The following is a 17767-nucleotide window of genomic DNA, read 5'->3' as shown; positions in this document are numbered from 1 at the left end:
CTAATCATGAGATAGTAAAGTCAAGTTGGATTGTATGTTACCTTAAATCCGATGGTGATTGCCCTGTTTGACTTTTATAGTACCGGGCAAAATAAGAAGGGTCATCATAACCCAATAAATAGGCAATTTCGCTTACACTTTTTGTGGAAGCTTTCAGACATACGGTAGCTTGTTTAATTAACTGGCTTTTAATAAGCTGCCCGGCCGATTTACCCGTAACCGCTTTTACCGTATCATTCAGATGATTTTGAGAAACACCCAGTTCTCTGGCATACTCCGACATTTTTTTGAGCGCCACCGTTCTTCCTTCGTGAATCACTTTCAAATCCTTCTGATACAAAGCCGTAAAAGCTTTTAAAAGTCTGATACTTGGGAGGTTGGGCTTGTCACAACGGCACTCTTCCACACGGTACTGAGCATATGCTTTGTGTAAAAGCAGTTGCAACTGACTCCGCAACACATCATCGGAATAGGCATTTTTATTGGAATATTCCCAATGCATTAATTCGAAGAGAGACAGATAGTAGCGCATTTGCTCATCGGTAAGGTGCAATACTGCATCTCCATCTAATTGAAAAAAAGGTAATTCGTTCAGAAAGTGCTTATTCTCTCTTCCGATATTAAAAAAGTCTTCGGAAAACGTACAAAAATACCCCTCTTGTTCATCTCCCACCGATTCCCAGGACGAAAACATGTTTGGCCCGATAAATCCCAACATATTTTCTTTGATATAATGCTCTTTCAGGCCAAAGGTGTGGATTCCTTCTCCCCGGGTCACAATAAAGATCATATAAAAATCAATCCGGTGAATATTCACTTTGGAATTGCACGCTTGCCGGGGGTGGATTTCAAAATGCTGTAAAGCGGTAGCAGAAGTTTCAACAGAGGCTTGCGGAGCGTTCTGCTCTTGTATATAATGTTTATGAGTTTTATAAATGGGAATCGGTTTGTTTTTAATTTTGTTCATAGTCCAATCTAAAGAGGTTGTGGGTTCTTTGCATTTGTTCTTAACAAATGTCAATATGCGTTCATTTATCCCTTTCTGTTCACATCATGCCTGTACTGCTATTACAAATAAGCCTATTTACCCAAAGTAAGTTCGGCAAAATTCTTCTAAAAGACTGACCTCATTACCAATCATTTAGTAGAAAAAAATCAAGAATTCTTTCAGGCTCCTTCTTAAATATACAAAAATTCCTATTTAAAATTCAAATAATCACAATTCAACAAGACTCTATTTCTAAGACCTGTTGCTATAAAAAAAATCGAAAAAGTCAATAGCTAATTCCTCCCGAATACCAGTAGCTTTGCGGGCATTTTCCAGAGGTAAGTATTTCTCCCTTTCGAGTACTCAAAGAGAAATATCCGGCTTCTTAACTAAAATTTATCAATTCAAAACACAATCATCATGGAAGTAAAAGATAGTAATGGTACTTTGTTGAACGATGGCGATTCAGTAAGGGTAATTAAAGATTTAAAAGTGAAGGGCTCCTCAATGAACTTGAAGCGAGGGACCACCATCAAAAATATCCGCCTTACTTCCAGTTCCGAAGAAGTGGAATGCCGTATAGGAAAAGGCACAATTGTGCTTAAAACTTGCTTTTTGAAAAAGGCATGACCCACCACTTCATTGTAAAGAACAAGAAAAAACCCATGAACGGGGGCTAGGCCCAAAGCTAAATTTCATTTTACCAAGAGGCTGTCTAAAAAGTCGATATATAGAAACAAAAGCACGGAGGCTTATACCGTTGATGAGATACTCCCAAAATGCCCGGCAGGATATGAGTTCCCACTATTTGGAGCTCTTTGTGACTTAGAACCTACTTGGCATTTTATGTTTTTTTAGACTTTTCGAACAGCCTCTTGGCTTTTATACTTTCAAGCTAAACAAGGTTACGTCATCCCTCTGATCTGCATTACCCTGATGCCGGTCTATTGCCTCCAGGAAGGTCACTTTTTGTTCTGATAAAGGGCGATCGTTACATTCGTTCAGCAAGTTCAACAAGCGTTTAGTCCCAAACCGTTCCCTTTGCTGATTCCCCGTATCAATGATACCGTCAGTGGTTAAATAAAGTATGTCACCCTTTTCCAACAACAAATGTTCGCAATTGAATGTCAAAACTTTTTTGTTTTGCCTACCTCCAATGGACTTCCGGTCGCTGGAAACTTTGAGAATTTCCCCCTTATGGCATAAAAACAAAGGGCATTTTGCTCCGCTAAATTTCAGACTAAATTTTTCATTCTCCAGCTTTTCAATACAGCATAACCCGATGTCCATCCCATCCATATTTTGACTGTCTTTTTGCTTTAAGGCATCGACCACACGGAGGTGCAAGGCTTCCAGTATTTTTTCCGGAGAATGAATATTTTCTTCTTTGATCACTTGATTGAGAATGGTATTACCAATCATTGACATAAACGCTCCGGGTACTCCGTGCCCGGTACAGTCCACAACTGCCACAAATACTTTTTTCTCTACCTGACTCAACCAATAGAAGTCCCCGGAAACAATGTCCTTTGGCCGGAATATCACAAAATGCTCGTCAAAGATTTCATTGATTTGAAATGCAGTGGGCAGAATGGCCTCCTGCATTCTTTCCGCATATTTCAAACTATGTGTAATCCGTTGGTTTTGAGCCTCCAATTCTCCCAAAGTTCCTTCCAGCACTTCGTTTTGCGCTTTGATCTTACTTTCACTTTCCTGCAACTTTTCCAAAGAGTCTTTTAGTTTGCTCTCATTTTTTTCCAGAATTACATTTGCCTTTTCAAGTTGCTTTTGTTTCAAGGCCATTTCTTCCTGAGTTGCTTCCAACTCCTCCATATTATGTTTCAACTCTTCTTCATTGGCCACCAGCTCTTTGTTTTTTTCCTGAATCAGCTCTTGTTGAAACTTCAATTTCTTATTGGCTTTCTGTTTTTGCAACAAGCCAATGACAATGATGGTCAACCCCAAGCCCAATATCCCAGCTATACCATACATATACTTCCGCTGTGTCTCTTCTTCTTTCAGTTTTTGCTCCTTGAGTTTTTTATCGGCCGTAAGCAATTCTATGGCTTTGGCTTTTTGCGCTTCTTCTAACTCCGTTTGTCGCAACTGCAACTCCTGCAATTGCTTCTCACGTTGCAATTCGACAATCTCTTTATTTCTCTTTTCGGCTTCCAGGCGCTGCCGGGCTATTGCCAAGGCTTGGGCTACCCGCTCCCGTTCCAGTTGTTCGGCTTTAATTCTCGATTCTTGTAATTCCTTCTGTTGTTTTAACAACTCCAGTTCTTGTTCTTTTTGTTTGCCTTCCAGTTGCAATTGCCTCATGGCCATTGCTTGCTTCTCTTGTTCCGCAATCAGTAACTTCAGTTCATTTTCCTTTTTTTCCGCTTCTCTTTGATTTCGCTCCAGTTCTTTTTGCCGGAGTTGCCGGGCCTTCTGTAGCTCTTCCTCTACTTGTTGGTGCTTTTTATAATAATACTGCGATTGCTCATAATCCTCTTCCCGGGCCAATACTTCAGACAAAATATGATAAGCATCTGCCAAATCTTTCTTTGCAGGGGCTGCCAAAGCATAATCCACCGCCTTGATACCATTGCGGTACGCAGCTTTCAAATCATTGCTTACCAAAAAATTAGCCGCCATAAAGTTATGTACTTCTGCAAGCCCTTGTTCATGCTCTTGAAGTTCTCTTAACTCCAAGGCTTTTTCAAAGTATTCATGAGCTCCTTTAAAGTCAAACAAATGGGATTTGGCCACTGCCATATTGATCAACAAGGTAGCTTGCCGGTCTTCGGTTAACCCCAGTGTACCTTCATGGGTACTAAACAGACGAAGAGCTTCTTGAAAGTGCTTGATGGATTCCGCCTTATTCTCTTCTTTCAGATAAAACAACCCCAAGTTGTTATGTGTATTGACGGCAATCACCGGATCTTGTACATCTTCATTCTCCTCCAGAATTTTTTCATTATAGAAAATGACGCCTTCATAGTTATTATCCAAGGCGGATAAAGAAGCCAGGTTTTTCAGCGATTGCACCACTCCTTTTTTATCGCCAATCGTTTTTTGAAGAGTCAGCAAATCCTGAAACACTCCATTGGCTTTGGAATAATTTTGAGTTTTTACATATGCTTGCCCCAAATTTTGCAGAGACGTCACCTGTTTCAAAGTGTCCCGGTTGGCTTTATGCAAAGCCAAGGCCTCTGTCAAATGTTCCTGAGATTTTTCAAAAGCTCCCCAGTCCAGATACATATTACCTAACATTTGATGTGCATTGGCACTGTTTTCCGTATCATTCAGTTGCTCATAGACAGCTTGAGCTTTCAATAAATAATTCAGAGACGTAGGGTAATCTTTTAATCTGTACGCAGCCTTTCCTGTCATTAACAGGCCTCTCCCTTGAGCAGGCAGATTTTGACTCTCTTTAGCAACTTCTACAATCGATATTCCCTGTGTAAAGGCATCTATATACTTTTCATTATTCAAAAAAAATTCGCCACTGGTAATAAGTTCGTCCAGAGATTTTGCTTCACCTTTTTGTACAGTTTGTCCATATACCTTTATGTGAAAAAACACCCCTGAAAACAGCCAAACCCATACAATGCAAAAGCAATTATATTTATTCATAAGTGATTGTCTTTTTTAGAATTCCAAACTCATCCCCCCAAAGGCACTAAACCCAATCCGGTCCGCAGCCGCATACTCAACAGAGCGGTCATTCAGCAAATTTTTAGCATTGAGAAAAACAGCTATTTTGCGCGTGGGCCTATAGGCTACTTTTGCATTGATCAGCATTTTAGAAGGCACTTCAAAGCCTTCATCCGGCCCTAAAAGGTGATAGTACGTTTGGCTTCCATATAGATAAGAAGTGAAACCGATATCCAACTTGGCAAACGGACGGAATCCGGCAAACACTCCCCCGAAATAATTCGGTGTACCTTTATGTTCAATATCCTTTGTAAGCAAATAATTTTCTTTGCCCGGATCAGGATTTCCGGGAGATGGCATGGCATCGGGTGCATACGTAGACTGCGAAAAGTCCATTAACCTCGTTTGCTGTAAGGTTAAAAAGGGTCTGAGTTGAATTTTTTTCAACATGACGATTGCACTGAGGGTCAATCCTGTTTGTTTGACAGTCAATGGAATATTAAGGTTTTGAATATCTTCATATACTACAAGGTTTCCTGTAGAAGGATCTAACTCCGGTGTTTTGCTGAGGATGTTTATCGTATTGGAGAAATCATGAGTATAGGATTGAAAGAACTCCGCATCGAATTGTAGTTTCTTGATCACATTTACCCGGTAGCCCAGTTCAAAAAGCTGCGAACTCAACAATTCCAAATGGTCATTTCCTTTCAGCCGGATAACGGGTACGATGTTAGGAGGAATGAATCCGCTCAAGGTAAGATCCATATAAGAGTCCACAAAGAAGTTGGTACGGTAAGCTTTGCTCACAACGGCCCTTAGCAAATGGTTTTCATTCAGCTTATAAGTGAGTGCTGCATGATAAGAGATGTATGCCTTATCCGGTGTGTTAAATTTATCCACCCGGCCACCGGAATACAGTCTTAGTTGAGGCGTCAACTGATAGTCCAAACGCAAAGAGCCCGCGATCGTGGAGATATGTTGTTTTTTTCCCCCAAGCATTTTCAACAGTGCGTGTTGATCGTCTTGGTAAGTGTTATACCGCATGTTTATACCCGGTACAATTTCAAGCTTTTTCCCGAGAGAGATCGTATATTCAGCATTCACATCTTCCGTATGGAAAGAGTACTTGGCGCCCCCACCTAAGTCCTGCGCTCCCTCTAAATAGCTTCCATGCAGGCGAATTCCCAGTAAATTTCCCGATAAACTCACATACCGGGTATCCGAGTGAGAGGGCGTGAGAGCGGTTGTCTGATTATCGGAATATGCTTTGTGGGCTTTTGAGTTTTCCACTCCGGCACTCAGTTGTAAATAATTATCTTCTTTCAGTTGGTAACTCAGGTATACATTGGCGGCCGTTTTATCCAATGCCAACTCAGGTTCGTGATAATCATTTTTGTCAAAAGCAAACCCCTCCGGGTTACTCACTGAGTCCAATGGAAGGTAAGAGCCCGAATAGAAGTTATAGAAATCCGTTTGCTGCCGCTTACGCAATTGGCGGTTAAATGAGGACCGGATACCTATTTTTTCATTGACCTTGTAACTTACCGAAGCATTGGCAAGCAATGAATTCCGCGAACCGTATTGTACATTTACAGAGGAGGATACTCCCTGTCTAGCAGGCCGCAATGTAATGATATTGATCACACCGGAAACCGCATTAGGGCCGAACATCACAGAGGCAGGTCCACGGATGATTTCAATCCGGTCCACATCACTGATATCTACCGGAAGCGTTTCCCACAAAGTTCCCCCGGAAAAGTTATTATACACCGGACGGTTATCAATCATGACAAGTGTAGTTGTATTGACCGATACGGGGGTCAGGCTGTACGGAGGCACATTATCAAGGCCTCTCAGATGTATATCGTAATTTCCGTTTGTCTGCTCCCGGACCACCATACCAGGCACGAGGCGCATCGCTTCCATGATAGAAGTACAACCGGCCTTTTGAATTTCTTCCCGGGTTAAAACGGTAGCAGAAAGAGGCGTATCAAACAATTTCTCTACTTTTTTGGAAGCTGAGACAATTTCAATATCGATTCCGTCCTCTACTGGCAGATTTAAAATTTCATTGACCGAAAATTCATAAAGAGAATCTGAATTAAAATTTGTCGATGAGTTATTATTTTGTGCCACACACCAACCACCTCCTAAGCATATATAAAACAATGCAAGAGCGTACTTCATATATTTCGCAATTCCATGATAGTTTAAAAAAGTCTTATGAAATACGCTTGTACTTTCGGAATATTATTAGGCAATGGCTTTTTAAAAGAAGTGTTTCTTTGCAAAAGCAAAGGTTTTACCAAATTTAATTTACCTATTTTATAGTATAAAATTTATTAAAAATTTTATTCACACAAGTATAAAAAAACGTATAAGTGCAATCGAATAAAATACACAGCACACTATATTTCAAGCAATTAAAAATACATAGATACCTAAAATCCTCTAACTATCACTAATACCAACCTCTCAAGTTTCACTATTTGCAACAGGTATTATTTTAATGACATTAGCAGTAGTCGAACACATAACCCGGAAGTACTATTTTATATAAAATAAATACTTGCATTTTCTTCTTCTCCATATGTTTACCGGGCATACGTTCACAGCAGATAACCCTTGAATTGTTTTCAAAATGAAATCCGTGGATACGCTCCAACCTTTATTATACGCCTTCTTCTAAATACACAACGGAGCAGCATTTCAATCTCTAAAATAAAAAAACCAGAATTGTAACTGTATTTGCTACAATTCTGGCAATACCAAGCAGGCACTCTGCTTTAACAAACAAGAAATTATTTCAAGCAGAGCTACCTCTCAAAATTACTGAGAGACAAGTTTTTTACTTAGAAGAAAGATTTTAATTTGCTAAAAAAACCTCCGTGTTTCGGTCGCTTTTGCGCTAAGTATTTAAGCAATGTTCTTCCGGGTGATTCGGCATTGACCACTCCTTCATATTCACTTCGGGAGAACCCATGGTACATCCTTAGTTGCCCCTTGTGTTTTCCTCTTTTGAATTTTACATGTAATTCACGCTTCTCGTAATTGTACACCAAATAGTCAATTAATGAGGATTGTGGTATAGTTACTTTCTCTGATACAACTTCTCTCATTGATCTTAGGTTTAATAAAAAAAAGTTGCTCACATATGCGAGACTATTAAACAATATATTTATCTCAGGCTAGCGCCTGTTATCTTCATTTTCCAAGATACTTAAATAACTTAAATAACGACTGTAAGCAATTTCCTCATTTTCTACCTTTTCCAAAACGGCACAACCGGGCTCATGTGTATGTGTACAGTTATAAAACTTACAGTTCTGTTGAATTTCCCGTATTTCGGGAAAACAAAAACCCAGTTCATTCTCTTCCACATGCATAATGCCTAGTTCTTTAATTCCCGGAGTATCAATTAAAAAAGTTCCCGGAAGAATTTCAAACATTTCCGCATAAGTAGTGGTATGCTTGCCTTTATTGGCAAAAGTGGAAATTTCAGCTGTCTTTTGTTGTATTTCCGGATTGACCCGGTTGATCAAGGTGGATTTTCCTACACCGGAGTGTCCGGCAATCAACGTTTTTTTATGTTGGATGACCTTGATGAACGCTTCTACATTTTTACCTGTCAAAGCACATAAGGACAAACATTTATACCCAATACTATTGTACAGGTCCATCAAATAACCCATTTCTTGTTCGGCCTTTTCATCCAACAAATCAATCTTATTAAACACAATCACTGCGGGGATATCATATGCTTCTGCAGCAACCAAAAACCGATCCAAAAACCCCAAAGACGTACGAGGAAGGGACAAAGTCACCAGGATAATAGCCTGATCCATATTGGCGGCAATAATATGCCCATGCCATTTGCGATGAGTGGATTGGCGGATAATATGGTTGTCACGGGGAAGAATATCTGTAATCAAAACGGTACCCTCTTGACTTTGTTCAAGTTCAAATTTCACATAGTCCCCCACTGCTATCGGATTAGTAACTTTGTAACCTTTTTGCTTAAATTTCCCCCGAAGCCGCCCTTTATATGCCTTACCTTCATCATCCCTGATCTCATACCAAGAGCCGGTAGATTTAATTACAAATCCTTTTTTCAAGTTGGTTTGATTTTAATAAAATGAAATTAAACATTCTAATTTAAGTATTTACTGCAATAATCCAGAATCTGGTCTTTTACATCTTTTTGCCCGTATACATAAGCCCGGGCCTTCCGGCCCGTTTTTTCTTTCTCTAACGGTTGATGAAAGAACACAAGCATTTTCTCTTTAAAATGTACCGCATTCTTCACAGGCAATCCTCCGCCTTGCCGGGCCAATTCGTCTGCCTCTCTCCACTGTGTATAATACTGATCTCCGTAAAACACCGGAATTCCAAATACGGCAGGCTCCAATGTATTATGCACCCCTTGCTTATACCCCCCGCCTACGAAAGCGTAATCGGCATAGCCATAGATACTTGAAAGCAAACCTATATTGTCAATCAACAGCATATCGTATCCGGCCAAATCAAGCCCTTCTGCCTGCGAATACCGGATCATTTTTTTGCCGGAAAAAGCCTGTTCGGTTTTCTGCAAGTTTGCCTCGGCAATCTCATGAGGAGCTACAATAATTTTCAAGCCTTGAAAGTCATTCTTCAATGCTTCTGACACCACCGCTACATCTTCCGGCCAGCTGCTTCCCATTACCAACAGCGACTTGTCACCTTTGAATTGTTCTACCAATTGTAGCGATTTTCTACTTTCGGCAATTTTTTTTACCTGATCAAACCTTGTATCCCCTACAACAGTCACATTATCATAACCTATCTGCTTTAGTAAGTGGGCCGAATTTTCATCCTGCACGAAAAAATGCTCAAAGTAATTTAATAAGCTTCGGTAAAAAGCACCATAATTCTTTTTAAAGAATAATTGATTTTCCCGAAAAAAGGCTGAGATCAACATCACAGGCACATTTTTTCGATGCAGCGCTTTCAAATGATAATACCAAAATTCATACTTCACAAAAAAAGCCAACTTAGGCCGAATTATTTCCACCAGCCTTTGGGCATTTGCAGCCGAATCATAGGGCAAATAACAGATAAAATCAGCATGAGGGTAGTTTTTCTGCACTTCATATCCGCTGGGAGAAAAAAAGGTAAGAAGGATTTTATAGGAGGGATACTGTTTTTTGATCTGCTCGATTACCGGACGCCCTTGCTCAAACTCTCCAAGGGAGGCGCAGTGCACCCAAACAATAGGAGATTGATTGCCTTTGACCTCAACTTCAAGCTTGGTAAATATTTCTTTACGTCCTTGAACAAATTGTTGGGCTTTAGCATGAAAAATTGAAGCAAACTTAATCAGTGCCCAATAACTCATAAGCCCTGCCTTATAGAGAAGTTTTCCCAGTATATACATGTAGATCTTTGATTCAACTAGATGATACAACTGGGCAAAGGTATTAAAATCCGATGTTCCGGCTTGCTTCTATGTAAAGTTTTAAGCCCTGCATGAGTATTATCCAGGGCATTTTTTTTAAGATCCTATGGAAGACGGCTTCTACCTCTTTCTCTTTTTCTTAATTAGAAGCATATACTTTCAATTTCTTTTTCAATGTTTTGCGGGCTATATGGATTCTATTTTTCACAGTACCAATCGGTATATGTAACCGGTCTGCAATTTCATGGTATTTAAACCCTCTGAAATACATGACAAATGGCTGTTTGTAGGCTTCGTCCAAATTGTCAATTGCCCGATTGATATCCGCCAATGAGAATTTTGAGAAGGCCAGGTTTTGGGTTAAATGCTCGGAAGAGTTAATGTAATGCAAACTATCGGTGGTATCGATAAAGGTATTTTTCCTCGCCAACCGTTGATAGTTGGTAATAAAGGTATTTCGCATAATGGTATATAACCAGGCTTTCAAATTAGTCCCCTCCACAAATTTATCCCGGTTGGAGTATGCTTTCAATAAAGTTTCCTGTAGTAAGTCATTTGCTTCGTCTACATCCTTGGTCAGTTTTAAGGCAAAGGGTTTTAAAGCTATGGTAAGTTGGTCGATTGAGCTGCTAAGTTCTAAGGCTTTCATGGTCGTTTGATTTTAGTTTTATGTTAAAATTGATAAGTCTAATCTACTGAAAGCCTTATTCATTTCCAAAAATTTTGTTTAATAAATATAATAATATATTAAACAAAATAGCTCAACATGTGTAAGGTAATCGAAATGATAAGTAAATAAAACTAGATACAATTAACAAGTTAATTAATTGATAATCAAAAAGTTAATTAAAAAACACAATAAATTCACTTATTGCATCATCGATAGAAAAATACCAGGAATCTCATATTATAAATTTAAGAAGAGAGCTAAAAAAATGCACATCACACACACAAAAAGCACATCAAAATTTCAATAAAAAGCACAAAAACCCAGATAATAAGGCTTTATACGCCTAAAAACATTACACCTATCCATTTATAACAGCAGAACAAAATGTAAGAATAAGTCCTAAATTCACTAAAATATAGTAGAAAAGAAGCGTAGATACTTATAGCACCCCTTAAATTGTTTAACAAAAATATTTTATATTATAAACAAAATACTTACTATTTAAACCATGAATAGTGCTATAATTTTATTTGTGTTTTTATCTTGTTTAAATGGCAACCTTGATGGCTTCTATGAAGCTAAGTGGGGTTTTTACGCACATAAAACCATCAACCGGATGGCAGTATTTACATTGCCCTCTTCTATGCTGCCTTTTTATAAAAACCATATTCAGTATATCACTGAGAATGCCGTAAACCCTGATGCCAGAAGGTATGTAATCAAGCAAGAAGCCCCCAGGCATTACATCGATATCGACCATTATGGAGTCGATGCCATTTACTCCATGCCGAGATCCTGGAAAGACGCGGCAGCTTTGTATTCGGAGGACACTTTGTACAAATATGGAATTGTGCCATGGCATGTATTGACCATGAAATACCGCTTGACGAAAGCTTTTCAAGAGCGGAACACCGAGAAAATCCTAAAGCTGTCGGCAGAAATCGGACATTATATTGCGGATGCAAACGTACCCTTACATACCACTGAAAATTATAACGGACAACTCAGCGGTCAGGAAGGGATCCATGCCCTTTGGGAATCCCGGCTACCGGAATTGTACTCACAGAAATTCAACTTTTTCATCGGAAAGGCCCGGTACCTGGATCATCCCGGTGATGCGATTTGGGAAGCTGTCACCGAAGCCCACCAAGCATTAGACAGTGTATTTAGCTTTGAACAAACCAGTACCAAATCCATAGGAGAGCACAATAAGTATAGTTTTGAGGATAAAAATGGCATTTCAACCAAAGTGTATAGCAGGCAATTTTGCCAACTATACCATCAATGCCTCAACGGACAAGTAGAAAGGCGAATGCAAAAGGCCATTCGTTTAGTAGGCGATTTTTGGTATACTTGCTGGGTAGATGCCGGACAACCGGATTTGGATAAGCTCGATCAAAACACGCCCGATTCCCCTAAAATAAAGCCCATTCAAAAAGGCAAATTCCCCACACGCTCCCATGATTTCTAGTAAATTGACCGGAATACATTCAAAATGCCTTCGTATCCCACTCAATTCTAGCTTTCATCTCCTATATTTACAATTCCGAAAAAATAAACCTGAATATGGTTAACCTCAGCACGTTTAATTCAATTGCAAATCATATCATCGCAGAGCTAAGAGATGTCCAAGTACAAAAGGACAGTCAACGCTTTCGTAAAAACATGGAAAAGTTGGGAGGTATATTAGCTTATGAAGCCTCAAAAAACCTCTCTTACCAACCCACGGAAATCCAAACACCCTTAGGAAAAAGCCCTAGCGCAATTATCGATACTAAAATTGTCATTGCGACCATTTTAAGAGCGGGGGTTCCCTTGTACCAGGGTGTTCTGAATTATTTCGATAAAGCTGACAGCGCATTTGTTGGTGCATTCCGCAATGAAGACGGAGATGCGGAACATCTGACGGTAAGCACACATTATACGGCAGGTCCATCCATCAAAGACAAAATATTAATCATTGCAGACCCAATGATTGCTACGGGAAAATCCCTGCTTTCGGCCTACCAAGCCATTTGCAAAGGCAACTCTCCAAAAGAATTACTCATTCTTAGTGCCATAGCCAGCCAACCTGGTATCGACTTTTTAGAAAAACACTTGAGTAACTTCTCGCTATACGTTGGAGCTGTGGATCCCCAATTAAACCAACATGCTTACATCGTACCGGGCTTAGGTGACGCAGGCGACCTAGCCTTCGGGGAAAAAATTTAGCAAAACTATCCGGTTCATTTAGTAGTACATATATGTAAAAGTTGAGTATGTGCTCAGCTTACTATTATCAACATGGCTTTTTCTAAGGGGATTTAAATCATAAAATCACAATTTTGCCAATTCTAGTATGTTTCAAGAAATCATTTTATTAATCATAGGATTAGTAGTATTAATTGCCGGAGGAGAATTTCTTGTGAGAGGAGCTTCCCGTATTGCACTACGATTCCAAATTACGCCTTTGGTAGTAGGACTTACCATTGTCGCTTTTGGAACTTCTTCTCCGGAATTATTCATCAGTATCCAATCTGCATTGGCTGGCAGCCCGGATATGACCATGGGCAATGTTATTGGTTCCAACATCTGCAACTTGGCATTGGTACTGGGAATCACCGCTGTTTTCTCTCCTATTCAAGTCAACTCGGACAGTATTAAGTTCGACTGGCCCATGGCAATGGGCAGCTCTTTTTTGCTCTATATTTTGGTAATCGAAGGGTATTTGCAAAGAAACGAAGGCATTTTCTTTGTCATCATCTTGCTGGCATACATTGGCTTCTTAATTCACAAATCGCGAAAAGAAACCAACGCAAAAGAAATTGAAAACATTGGCGCTGAAATGGAAGACAAAAGCCCGGAAAAAAACTCCCCCTTACATTGGGGGATGGATATTGTCTATCTGACCATCGGTTGTGTGGGTTTGTATTTCGGGTCGGATTGGTTTGTCAATGCCGCAAAAGATATTTTCTTGGAAATCGGTATCGAGGAGCGCATTATAGGACTTATTGTATTGGCATTGGGTACAAGCTTACCAGAGTTGGTTACCTCTATAGTAGCCGCTATCAAGAAAAGTACCGATTTGGCCATTGGCAACTTAATGGGTTCCAACATCTTCAATGTACTCTCGATATTAGGAATTACCAGTATTATTAAAGACATCCACGTGAGCAACTCCATTATAGATTATGACATGATGTGGATGCTAGGCATCACACTCTTTATACTCCCTATGATGGTTTTCAACCGGAAAATAGGGCGTATTCAAGGAGGCTTGTTGCTAGCCATCTATTTTTATTATACCTATTCCATATTCAGTATCTAAAAGATTAATACCTTTGTAGAATTGGGTTGTTTGGCCCTCTGTAAGGCAGAGCACTCCTTACAACTTTAATAATACAAGCGCTATTTCTTTTCGTCTGATATCATTGCTCATGCAAGAACTACTCTATAAATACCTGATCGTATATTCTTCCAGCATGCTTAAGGCAGCTTTTGGCCCGATCATGGGATTGGTATTTGAACTTTCTATTTTGGAAACCATCCTACTTACAGCAGCCGGCATCATGAGTACTGTAATACTCATCACCTATATTGGCGCTGGTTTGCGTAAAAAGCTTATTGAGAAGTTCGCAAAAAATAAAAAGCGCTTTACAAAGAAAAACCGGAAAATAGTTTCTATCTGGCGTAAGTACGGTTTGTTAGGGATCACTTTTCTTACCCCTGTGTTATTTTCACCTCCGGGCGGAGCCATCATAGTAGTGTCATTCGGAGAAAAAAACAAAAAAATCTTTACCTATATGCTCTTTAGTTCTCTGTTTTGGGCTACGGTACACACAGGTTTTTATTTCTATTTAGGGAGAGAATTCGTTCATCAATTTATCGAATAACATTTACAGAAAACACGCTATATTTCAACTCCTTAACAGGGATTATTTTTTGAACAAGCCTTTGCCATTTGGCTATTTTTTTCAGGTACACCCCCCTCCTCCGGAAGGAACATAATTTATGGCATTGAGTAAATTCTAAAGGGATATTTCAAAAGTTTTGTATCTTCGGCTCGTTGACTTACTAAATATCACAAGCCACTCAAATTACGACTATTGTAAAGTTTCATGAGACAATCTACTACTTTCTGTCTTCTTTTTGTATTTATGTTTACCAGCCTTTCAGCTGTAGCCCAATACTTTTCAGGCAGTGAAATACGAATTGAAAAAAAGGGCTTTAATAAAGAAAATGTCAAAGAACTTTACGAACTTAACATTACTTACCCCATCATACACTTCCCGCAATCCTCTATCAATCATCAAGTAAACTTAGGCATACAGAAGGTCATGAGTATGGCCATTACTGACTTTACCGAGAAAAATACCAGCCAACAATACAGAAAAAGCGATGCGGGATATAGTTGGCTCAACCTGAATTATGAAACCTATTACAAACGGGGCAATGTTTTAAGTCTTAAATTTATAAAAAGCTCTTATTACAGTGGCCTGGACAAACCGAAAGAATTATTTCTCACGTTCAACTTTGACCTGCGCACAGGAAAACTGATCAAAATCGAAGATATTTTCAAACCCGATGCGGATTTCAAACAACGCCTGATATACCTCATCCAAGACAAGGAAAAAGAATGTAAATTTAAAAAGGATCATCTGTTGAGCAATTTTTGTCTGGAAGACGAGAACTTTATTGTGACCCTGGATGAAAACACTTCCCAGCCGGAAACTTGTGAAAAAGAGATTCGCATCGCCTGGGATAAAATCAGGGACCTGGTCAAACAGGATGGCATTGCCAGCGAATTAATCATCCAACGTTAAGCCCTTTACCCCCTGCTTCTTGGTCGAGAATTTTGAATAAAGTCTAAAATCTGTTTTTTTTGTAAAGATATTTCCCTCGAAATCAGCTCGGATTTCGAGGGATTCTTTTTATTTTCATCGTTGCAAAATCATTTAAAAAATACATAAAGTGACACGGATTAAAATTAAAGAGTTATTGGACGAAGGCGTAGCCCGCCAGGATGCCACCGTAAAGGGTTGGGTAAAAACCAAAAGAGGTAGTAAAAATGTTGCTTTTATTGCCTTAAATGACGGTTCAACCATACGGAATTTACAGTTGGTTGTCGACCTGACTCAATTTTCGGAAGAGGAAGTCAAACATGTGACTACCGGAGCGTGTATTTCGGCAAGGGGTAATGTTGCGGAATCGCAAGGAAAAGGACAATCCGTGGAAATGCTTGTTACGAATTTAACAGTCTATGGAATCGCTGACCCTGAGAAATACCCTCTACAACCTAAAAAGCATTCATTTGAATTTTTAAGGGACAATGCTCATTTACGTCCCCGAACCAATACCATCGGAGCCGTACTCAGAGTGCGTCATGCACTGGCCTTTGCCATTCATAATTTTTTTAACAGTAAGGGCTTCTATTACTTGCATACACCTATCATTACGGGGTCGGATGCAGAAGGAGCCGGAGAAATGTTCAGAGTAACGACTTTGAGTGCTGACAACCCGCCTAAAAACGAAGAAGGGCAAGTTGATTTTAAAGAAGACTTCTTTGGAAAAGAAACGAACCTCACCGTGTCCGGACAGCTAGAAGGGGAAGCCGGTGCTTTGTCCTTAGGAGAAATTTATACTTTCGGCCCTACGTTCCGGGCTGAAAATTCCAACACCTCCAGGCACTTAGCGGAGTTTTGGATGGTAGAACCGGAAATGGCTTTCTACGAACAGGGGGAAAACATGGACTTGGCCGAGGAATTCATTCAATACTTGGTACGCTACGCACTAGAAAATTGCAAAGACGATTTGGAATTTCTGGACAAAAGAGCGGCTGATGAAGACAAGCAGAAACCTCAAAATGAGCGCAATGAGATGAGTTTGCTCGAACGGTTGAATTTTGTGGTGGAAAACAAATTCGAACGCGTGACTTACACCGAAGCCATTGAGATCTTATTGAATTCCAAGCCGCATAAGAAAAAGAAATTTAAATATCCGGTAGAGTGGGGCATCGATTTACAATCGGAACACGAGCGTTTTTTGGTAGAAAAACACTTCAAAAAGCCCGTCATTGTTGTAGATTACCCTAAAGACATCAAGGCATTCTATATGAAGCTGAACGATGATAACAAAACCGTTAGGGCGATGGATGTCTTATTCCCAGGTATAGGCGAAATTATCGGAGGCTCTCAGCGGGAAGATAACTATGACAAGTTGATCCAACGAATGGAAGAAATGGATGTACCTCAAGAAGAGCTATGGTGGTACCTGGACTTACGCAAGTTCGGTTCGGCTCCACATAGTGGCTTTGGCTTAGGTTTCGAGCGTATGATACTCTTCGTAACAGGCATGAGTAATATTCGGGACGTCATCCCCTTCCCAAGAACGCCACAAAGCGCTAACTTTTAACTTAAAAGAGGGTGGCCTTGATCAAGGCCACCCTCTTTTATTGAGCAAGCATTTGATTTTTTATTTTCCCTCCGCCTTTTGAAAAAGCAAATAGTCTCCGGAGGTTTGATTTTTCAAAGTCGTTTTTTCTCCTTCTATTTTGATTTCATCAAAATTGATAAACAAATTAAACAAGTCCCCTTCATAATTCATCGCTTCAGGAGGCCCCGCCATTTCAGTTGCTCCTACGGGTTTCTCTCCCTTTTGAATCTGTCCGTTTTCCACATTCCATTTTCCGAAAAAATGATTAATAGGCCCCTTGCCATTGAATTTAATCGTTCCATTGGCCTGGTTATCTAATGAGACGGAATCTATTTTCAGGTTCACTTCCAATCCTGAAGGAGGCCCTTCAAGTTGTTGGGTTTGACTCCGGTAGATGCCCTCGAGTTTCCAGTCACCTACTAATGTTTTCAAATTTGTTTCCACAATTTGTTTGGATTCTTCCTTTTGATTTTGACTACACTGAACACTAGCAAATGCTATGAATAATAGGAGTGCCCAAGTCTGTTTTACTAATTGTTTGTTCATAACTGTTTTTGTTGAATCACTAAATATGTTTTCTGAATGCATTAAAAATGCTCCTACAAACATAGACCGACTAATT

The 17767-nt window shown here is 39.7% G+C and carries 15 protein-coding genes; 7 read left to right on the top strand and 8 right to left on the bottom strand.

Annotation, left to right across the window (positions count from 1 at the left end; translation table 11 throughout):
* Window positions 1-37: 37 nt before the first annotated feature.
* Window positions 38-967, bottom strand: coding sequence for a helix-turn-helix domain-containing protein (locus AAG747_RS23260; RefSeq protein ID WP_346823641.1), 930 nt, complete (start codon window positions 965-967; stop codon window positions 38-40).
* Between the two features lie 441 nt (window positions 968-1408).
* On the opposite strand from AAG747_RS23260, the gene AAG747_RS23255 reads away from it, so the two are divergent.
* Window positions 1409-1618 carry an alkylphosphonate utilization protein gene (locus AAG747_RS23255; RefSeq protein WP_346823640.1) on the top strand — a complete coding sequence of 70 codons (210 nt, stop codon included), beginning with the start codon at window positions 1409-1411 and terminating at the stop codon, window positions 1616-1618.
* Between the two features lie 252 nt (window positions 1619-1870).
* Here AAG747_RS23255 and AAG747_RS23250 read toward each other — a convergent pair whose 3' ends face one another.
* From AAG747_RS23250 to AAG747_RS23225, 6 genes are all read right to left on the bottom strand, one after another.
* Window positions 1871-4609 (bottom strand): SpoIIE family protein phosphatase, encoded by a 2739-nt coding sequence (locus AAG747_RS23250; protein ID WP_346823639.1) that lies wholly within the window; start codon window positions 4607-4609, stop codon window positions 1871-1873.
* 15 nt (window positions 4610-4624) lie between these two features.
* Window positions 4625-6817 (bottom strand): TonB-dependent receptor plug domain-containing protein, encoded by a 2193-nt coding sequence (locus AAG747_RS23245; RefSeq protein ID WP_346823638.1) that lies wholly within the window; start codon window positions 6815-6817, stop codon window positions 4625-4627.
* 665 nt (window positions 6818-7482) lie between these two features.
* Window positions 7483-7749 (bottom strand): KTSC domain-containing protein, encoded by a 267-nt coding sequence (locus AAG747_RS23240; protein ID WP_346823637.1) that lies wholly within the window; start codon window positions 7747-7749, stop codon window positions 7483-7485.
* Between the two features lie 69 nt (window positions 7750-7818).
* Window positions 7819-8745 (bottom strand): ribosome small subunit-dependent GTPase A, encoded by a 927-nt coding sequence (gene rsgA / locus AAG747_RS23235; protein WP_346823636.1) that lies wholly within the window; start codon window positions 8743-8745, stop codon window positions 7819-7821.
* Between the two features lie 35 nt (window positions 8746-8780).
* Window positions 8781-10043: a 3-deoxy-D-manno-octulosonic acid transferase gene (locus AAG747_RS23230; RefSeq protein ID WP_346823635.1), complete on the bottom strand. Its 1263-nt coding sequence runs from the start codon at window positions 10041-10043 to the stop codon at window positions 8781-8783.
* A gap of 160 nt (window positions 10044-10203) precedes the next feature.
* Window positions 10204-10713 (bottom strand): RNA polymerase sigma factor, encoded by a 510-nt coding sequence (locus AAG747_RS23225; protein WP_346823634.1) that lies wholly within the window; start codon window positions 10711-10713, stop codon window positions 10204-10206.
* A gap of 529 nt (window positions 10714-11242) precedes the next feature.
* Between AAG747_RS23225 and AAG747_RS23220 the strand changes: the two genes are divergently transcribed.
* The 6 genes from AAG747_RS23220 (at window position 11243) to asnS (ending at window position 17124) form a co-directional block, all read left to right on the top strand.
* Window positions 11243-12205: a zinc dependent phospholipase C family protein gene (locus tag AAG747_RS23220; protein ID WP_346823633.1), complete on the top strand. Its 963-nt coding sequence runs from the start codon at window positions 11243-11245 to the stop codon at window positions 12203-12205.
* Window positions 12206-12300: 95 nt separating this feature from the next.
* Window positions 12301-12945, top strand: a complete 645-nt coding sequence (gene upp, locus AAG747_RS23215) for a uracil phosphoribosyltransferase (RefSeq protein WP_346823632.1) — start codon at window positions 12301-12303, stop codon at window positions 12943-12945.
* Between the two features lie 127 nt (window positions 12946-13072).
* Window positions 13073-14041 (top strand): calcium/sodium antiporter, encoded by a 969-nt coding sequence (locus AAG747_RS23210; RefSeq protein ID WP_346823631.1) that lies wholly within the window; start codon window positions 13073-13075, stop codon window positions 14039-14041.
* Window positions 14042-14150: 109 nt separating this feature from the next.
* On the top strand, window positions 14151-14606 hold the full coding sequence (locus AAG747_RS23205) for a hypothetical protein (RefSeq protein ID WP_346823630.1): 456 nt from the start codon (window positions 14151-14153) through the stop codon (window positions 14604-14606).
* Between the two features lie 225 nt (window positions 14607-14831).
* Window positions 14832-15536 carry a hypothetical protein gene (locus AAG747_RS23200; protein ID WP_346823629.1) on the top strand — a complete coding sequence of 235 codons (705 nt, stop codon included), beginning with the start codon at window positions 14832-14834 and terminating at the stop codon, window positions 15534-15536.
* Window positions 15537-15684: 148 nt separating this feature from the next.
* On the top strand, window positions 15685-17124 hold the full coding sequence (asnS, locus tag AAG747_RS23195; RefSeq protein ID WP_430300669.1) for an asparagine--tRNA ligase: 1440 nt from the start codon (window positions 15685-15687) through the stop codon (window positions 17122-17124).
* A gap of 60 nt (window positions 17125-17184) precedes the next feature.
* On the opposite strand, the gene AAG747_RS23190 is transcribed toward asnS, so the two are convergent.
* Window positions 17185-17691 carry an META domain-containing protein gene (locus AAG747_RS23190; protein WP_346823628.1) on the bottom strand — a complete coding sequence of 169 codons (507 nt, stop codon included), beginning with the start codon at window positions 17689-17691 and terminating at the stop codon, window positions 17185-17187.
* Between the last annotated feature and the right edge of the window lie 76 nt (window positions 17692-17767).

Source organism: Rapidithrix thailandica, assembly GCF_039710355.1.
Lineage (GTDB): Bacteria > Bacteroidota > Bacteroidia > Cytophagales > Flammeovirgaceae > Rapidithrix > Rapidithrix thailandica.
Note: the sequence above shows the minus strand (reverse complement) of the source record. Positions and strands in the feature narration are given on the sequence as shown.

What these genes read in the sequence shown, in the direction of transcription:
- AAG747_RS23260 (WP_346823641.1), bottom strand. Translation starts at nt 967, where the DNA reads ATGAACAAAATTAAAAACAAACCGATTCCCATTTATAAAACTCATAAA.
- AAG747_RS23255 (WP_346823640.1), top strand. Translation starts at nt 1,409, where the DNA reads ATGGAAGTAAAAGATAGTAATGGTACTTTGTTGAACGATGGCGATTCA.
- AAG747_RS23250 (WP_346823639.1), bottom strand. Translation starts at nt 4,609, where the DNA reads ATGAATAAATATAATTGCTTTTGCATTGTATGGGTTTGGCTGTTTTCA.
- AAG747_RS23245 (WP_346823638.1), bottom strand. Translation starts at nt 6,817, where the DNA reads ATGAAGTACGCTCTTGCATTGTTTTATATATGCTTAGGAGGTGGTTGG.
- AAG747_RS23240 (WP_346823637.1), bottom strand. Translation starts at nt 7,749, where the DNA reads ATGAGAGAAGTTGTATCAGAGAAAGTAACTATACCACAATCCTCATTA.
- AAG747_RS23230 (WP_346823635.1), bottom strand. Translation starts at nt 10,043, where the DNA reads ATGTATATACTGGGAAAACTTCTCTATAAGGCAGGGCTTATGAGTTAT.
- AAG747_RS23225 (WP_346823634.1), bottom strand. Translation starts at nt 10,713, where the DNA reads ATGAAAGCCTTAGAACTTAGCAGCTCAATCGACCAACTTACCATAGCT.
- AAG747_RS23220 (WP_346823633.1), top strand. Translation starts at nt 11,243, where the DNA reads ATGAATAGTGCTATAATTTTATTTGTGTTTTTATCTTGTTTAAATGGC.
- upp (WP_346823632.1), top strand. Translation starts at nt 12,301, where the DNA reads ATGGTTAACCTCAGCACGTTTAATTCAATTGCAAATCATATCATCGCA.
- AAG747_RS23210 (WP_346823631.1), top strand. Translation starts at nt 13,073, where the DNA reads ATGTTTCAAGAAATCATTTTATTAATCATAGGATTAGTAGTATTAATT.
- AAG747_RS23205 (WP_346823630.1), top strand. Translation starts at nt 14,151, where the DNA reads ATGCAAGAACTACTCTATAAATACCTGATCGTATATTCTTCCAGCATG.
- AAG747_RS23200 (WP_346823629.1), top strand. Translation starts at nt 14,832, where the DNA reads ATGAGACAATCTACTACTTTCTGTCTTCTTTTTGTATTTATGTTTACC.
- AAG747_RS23190 (WP_346823628.1), bottom strand. Translation starts at nt 17,691, where the DNA reads ATGAACAAACAATTAGTAAAACAGACTTGGGCACTCCTATTATTCATA.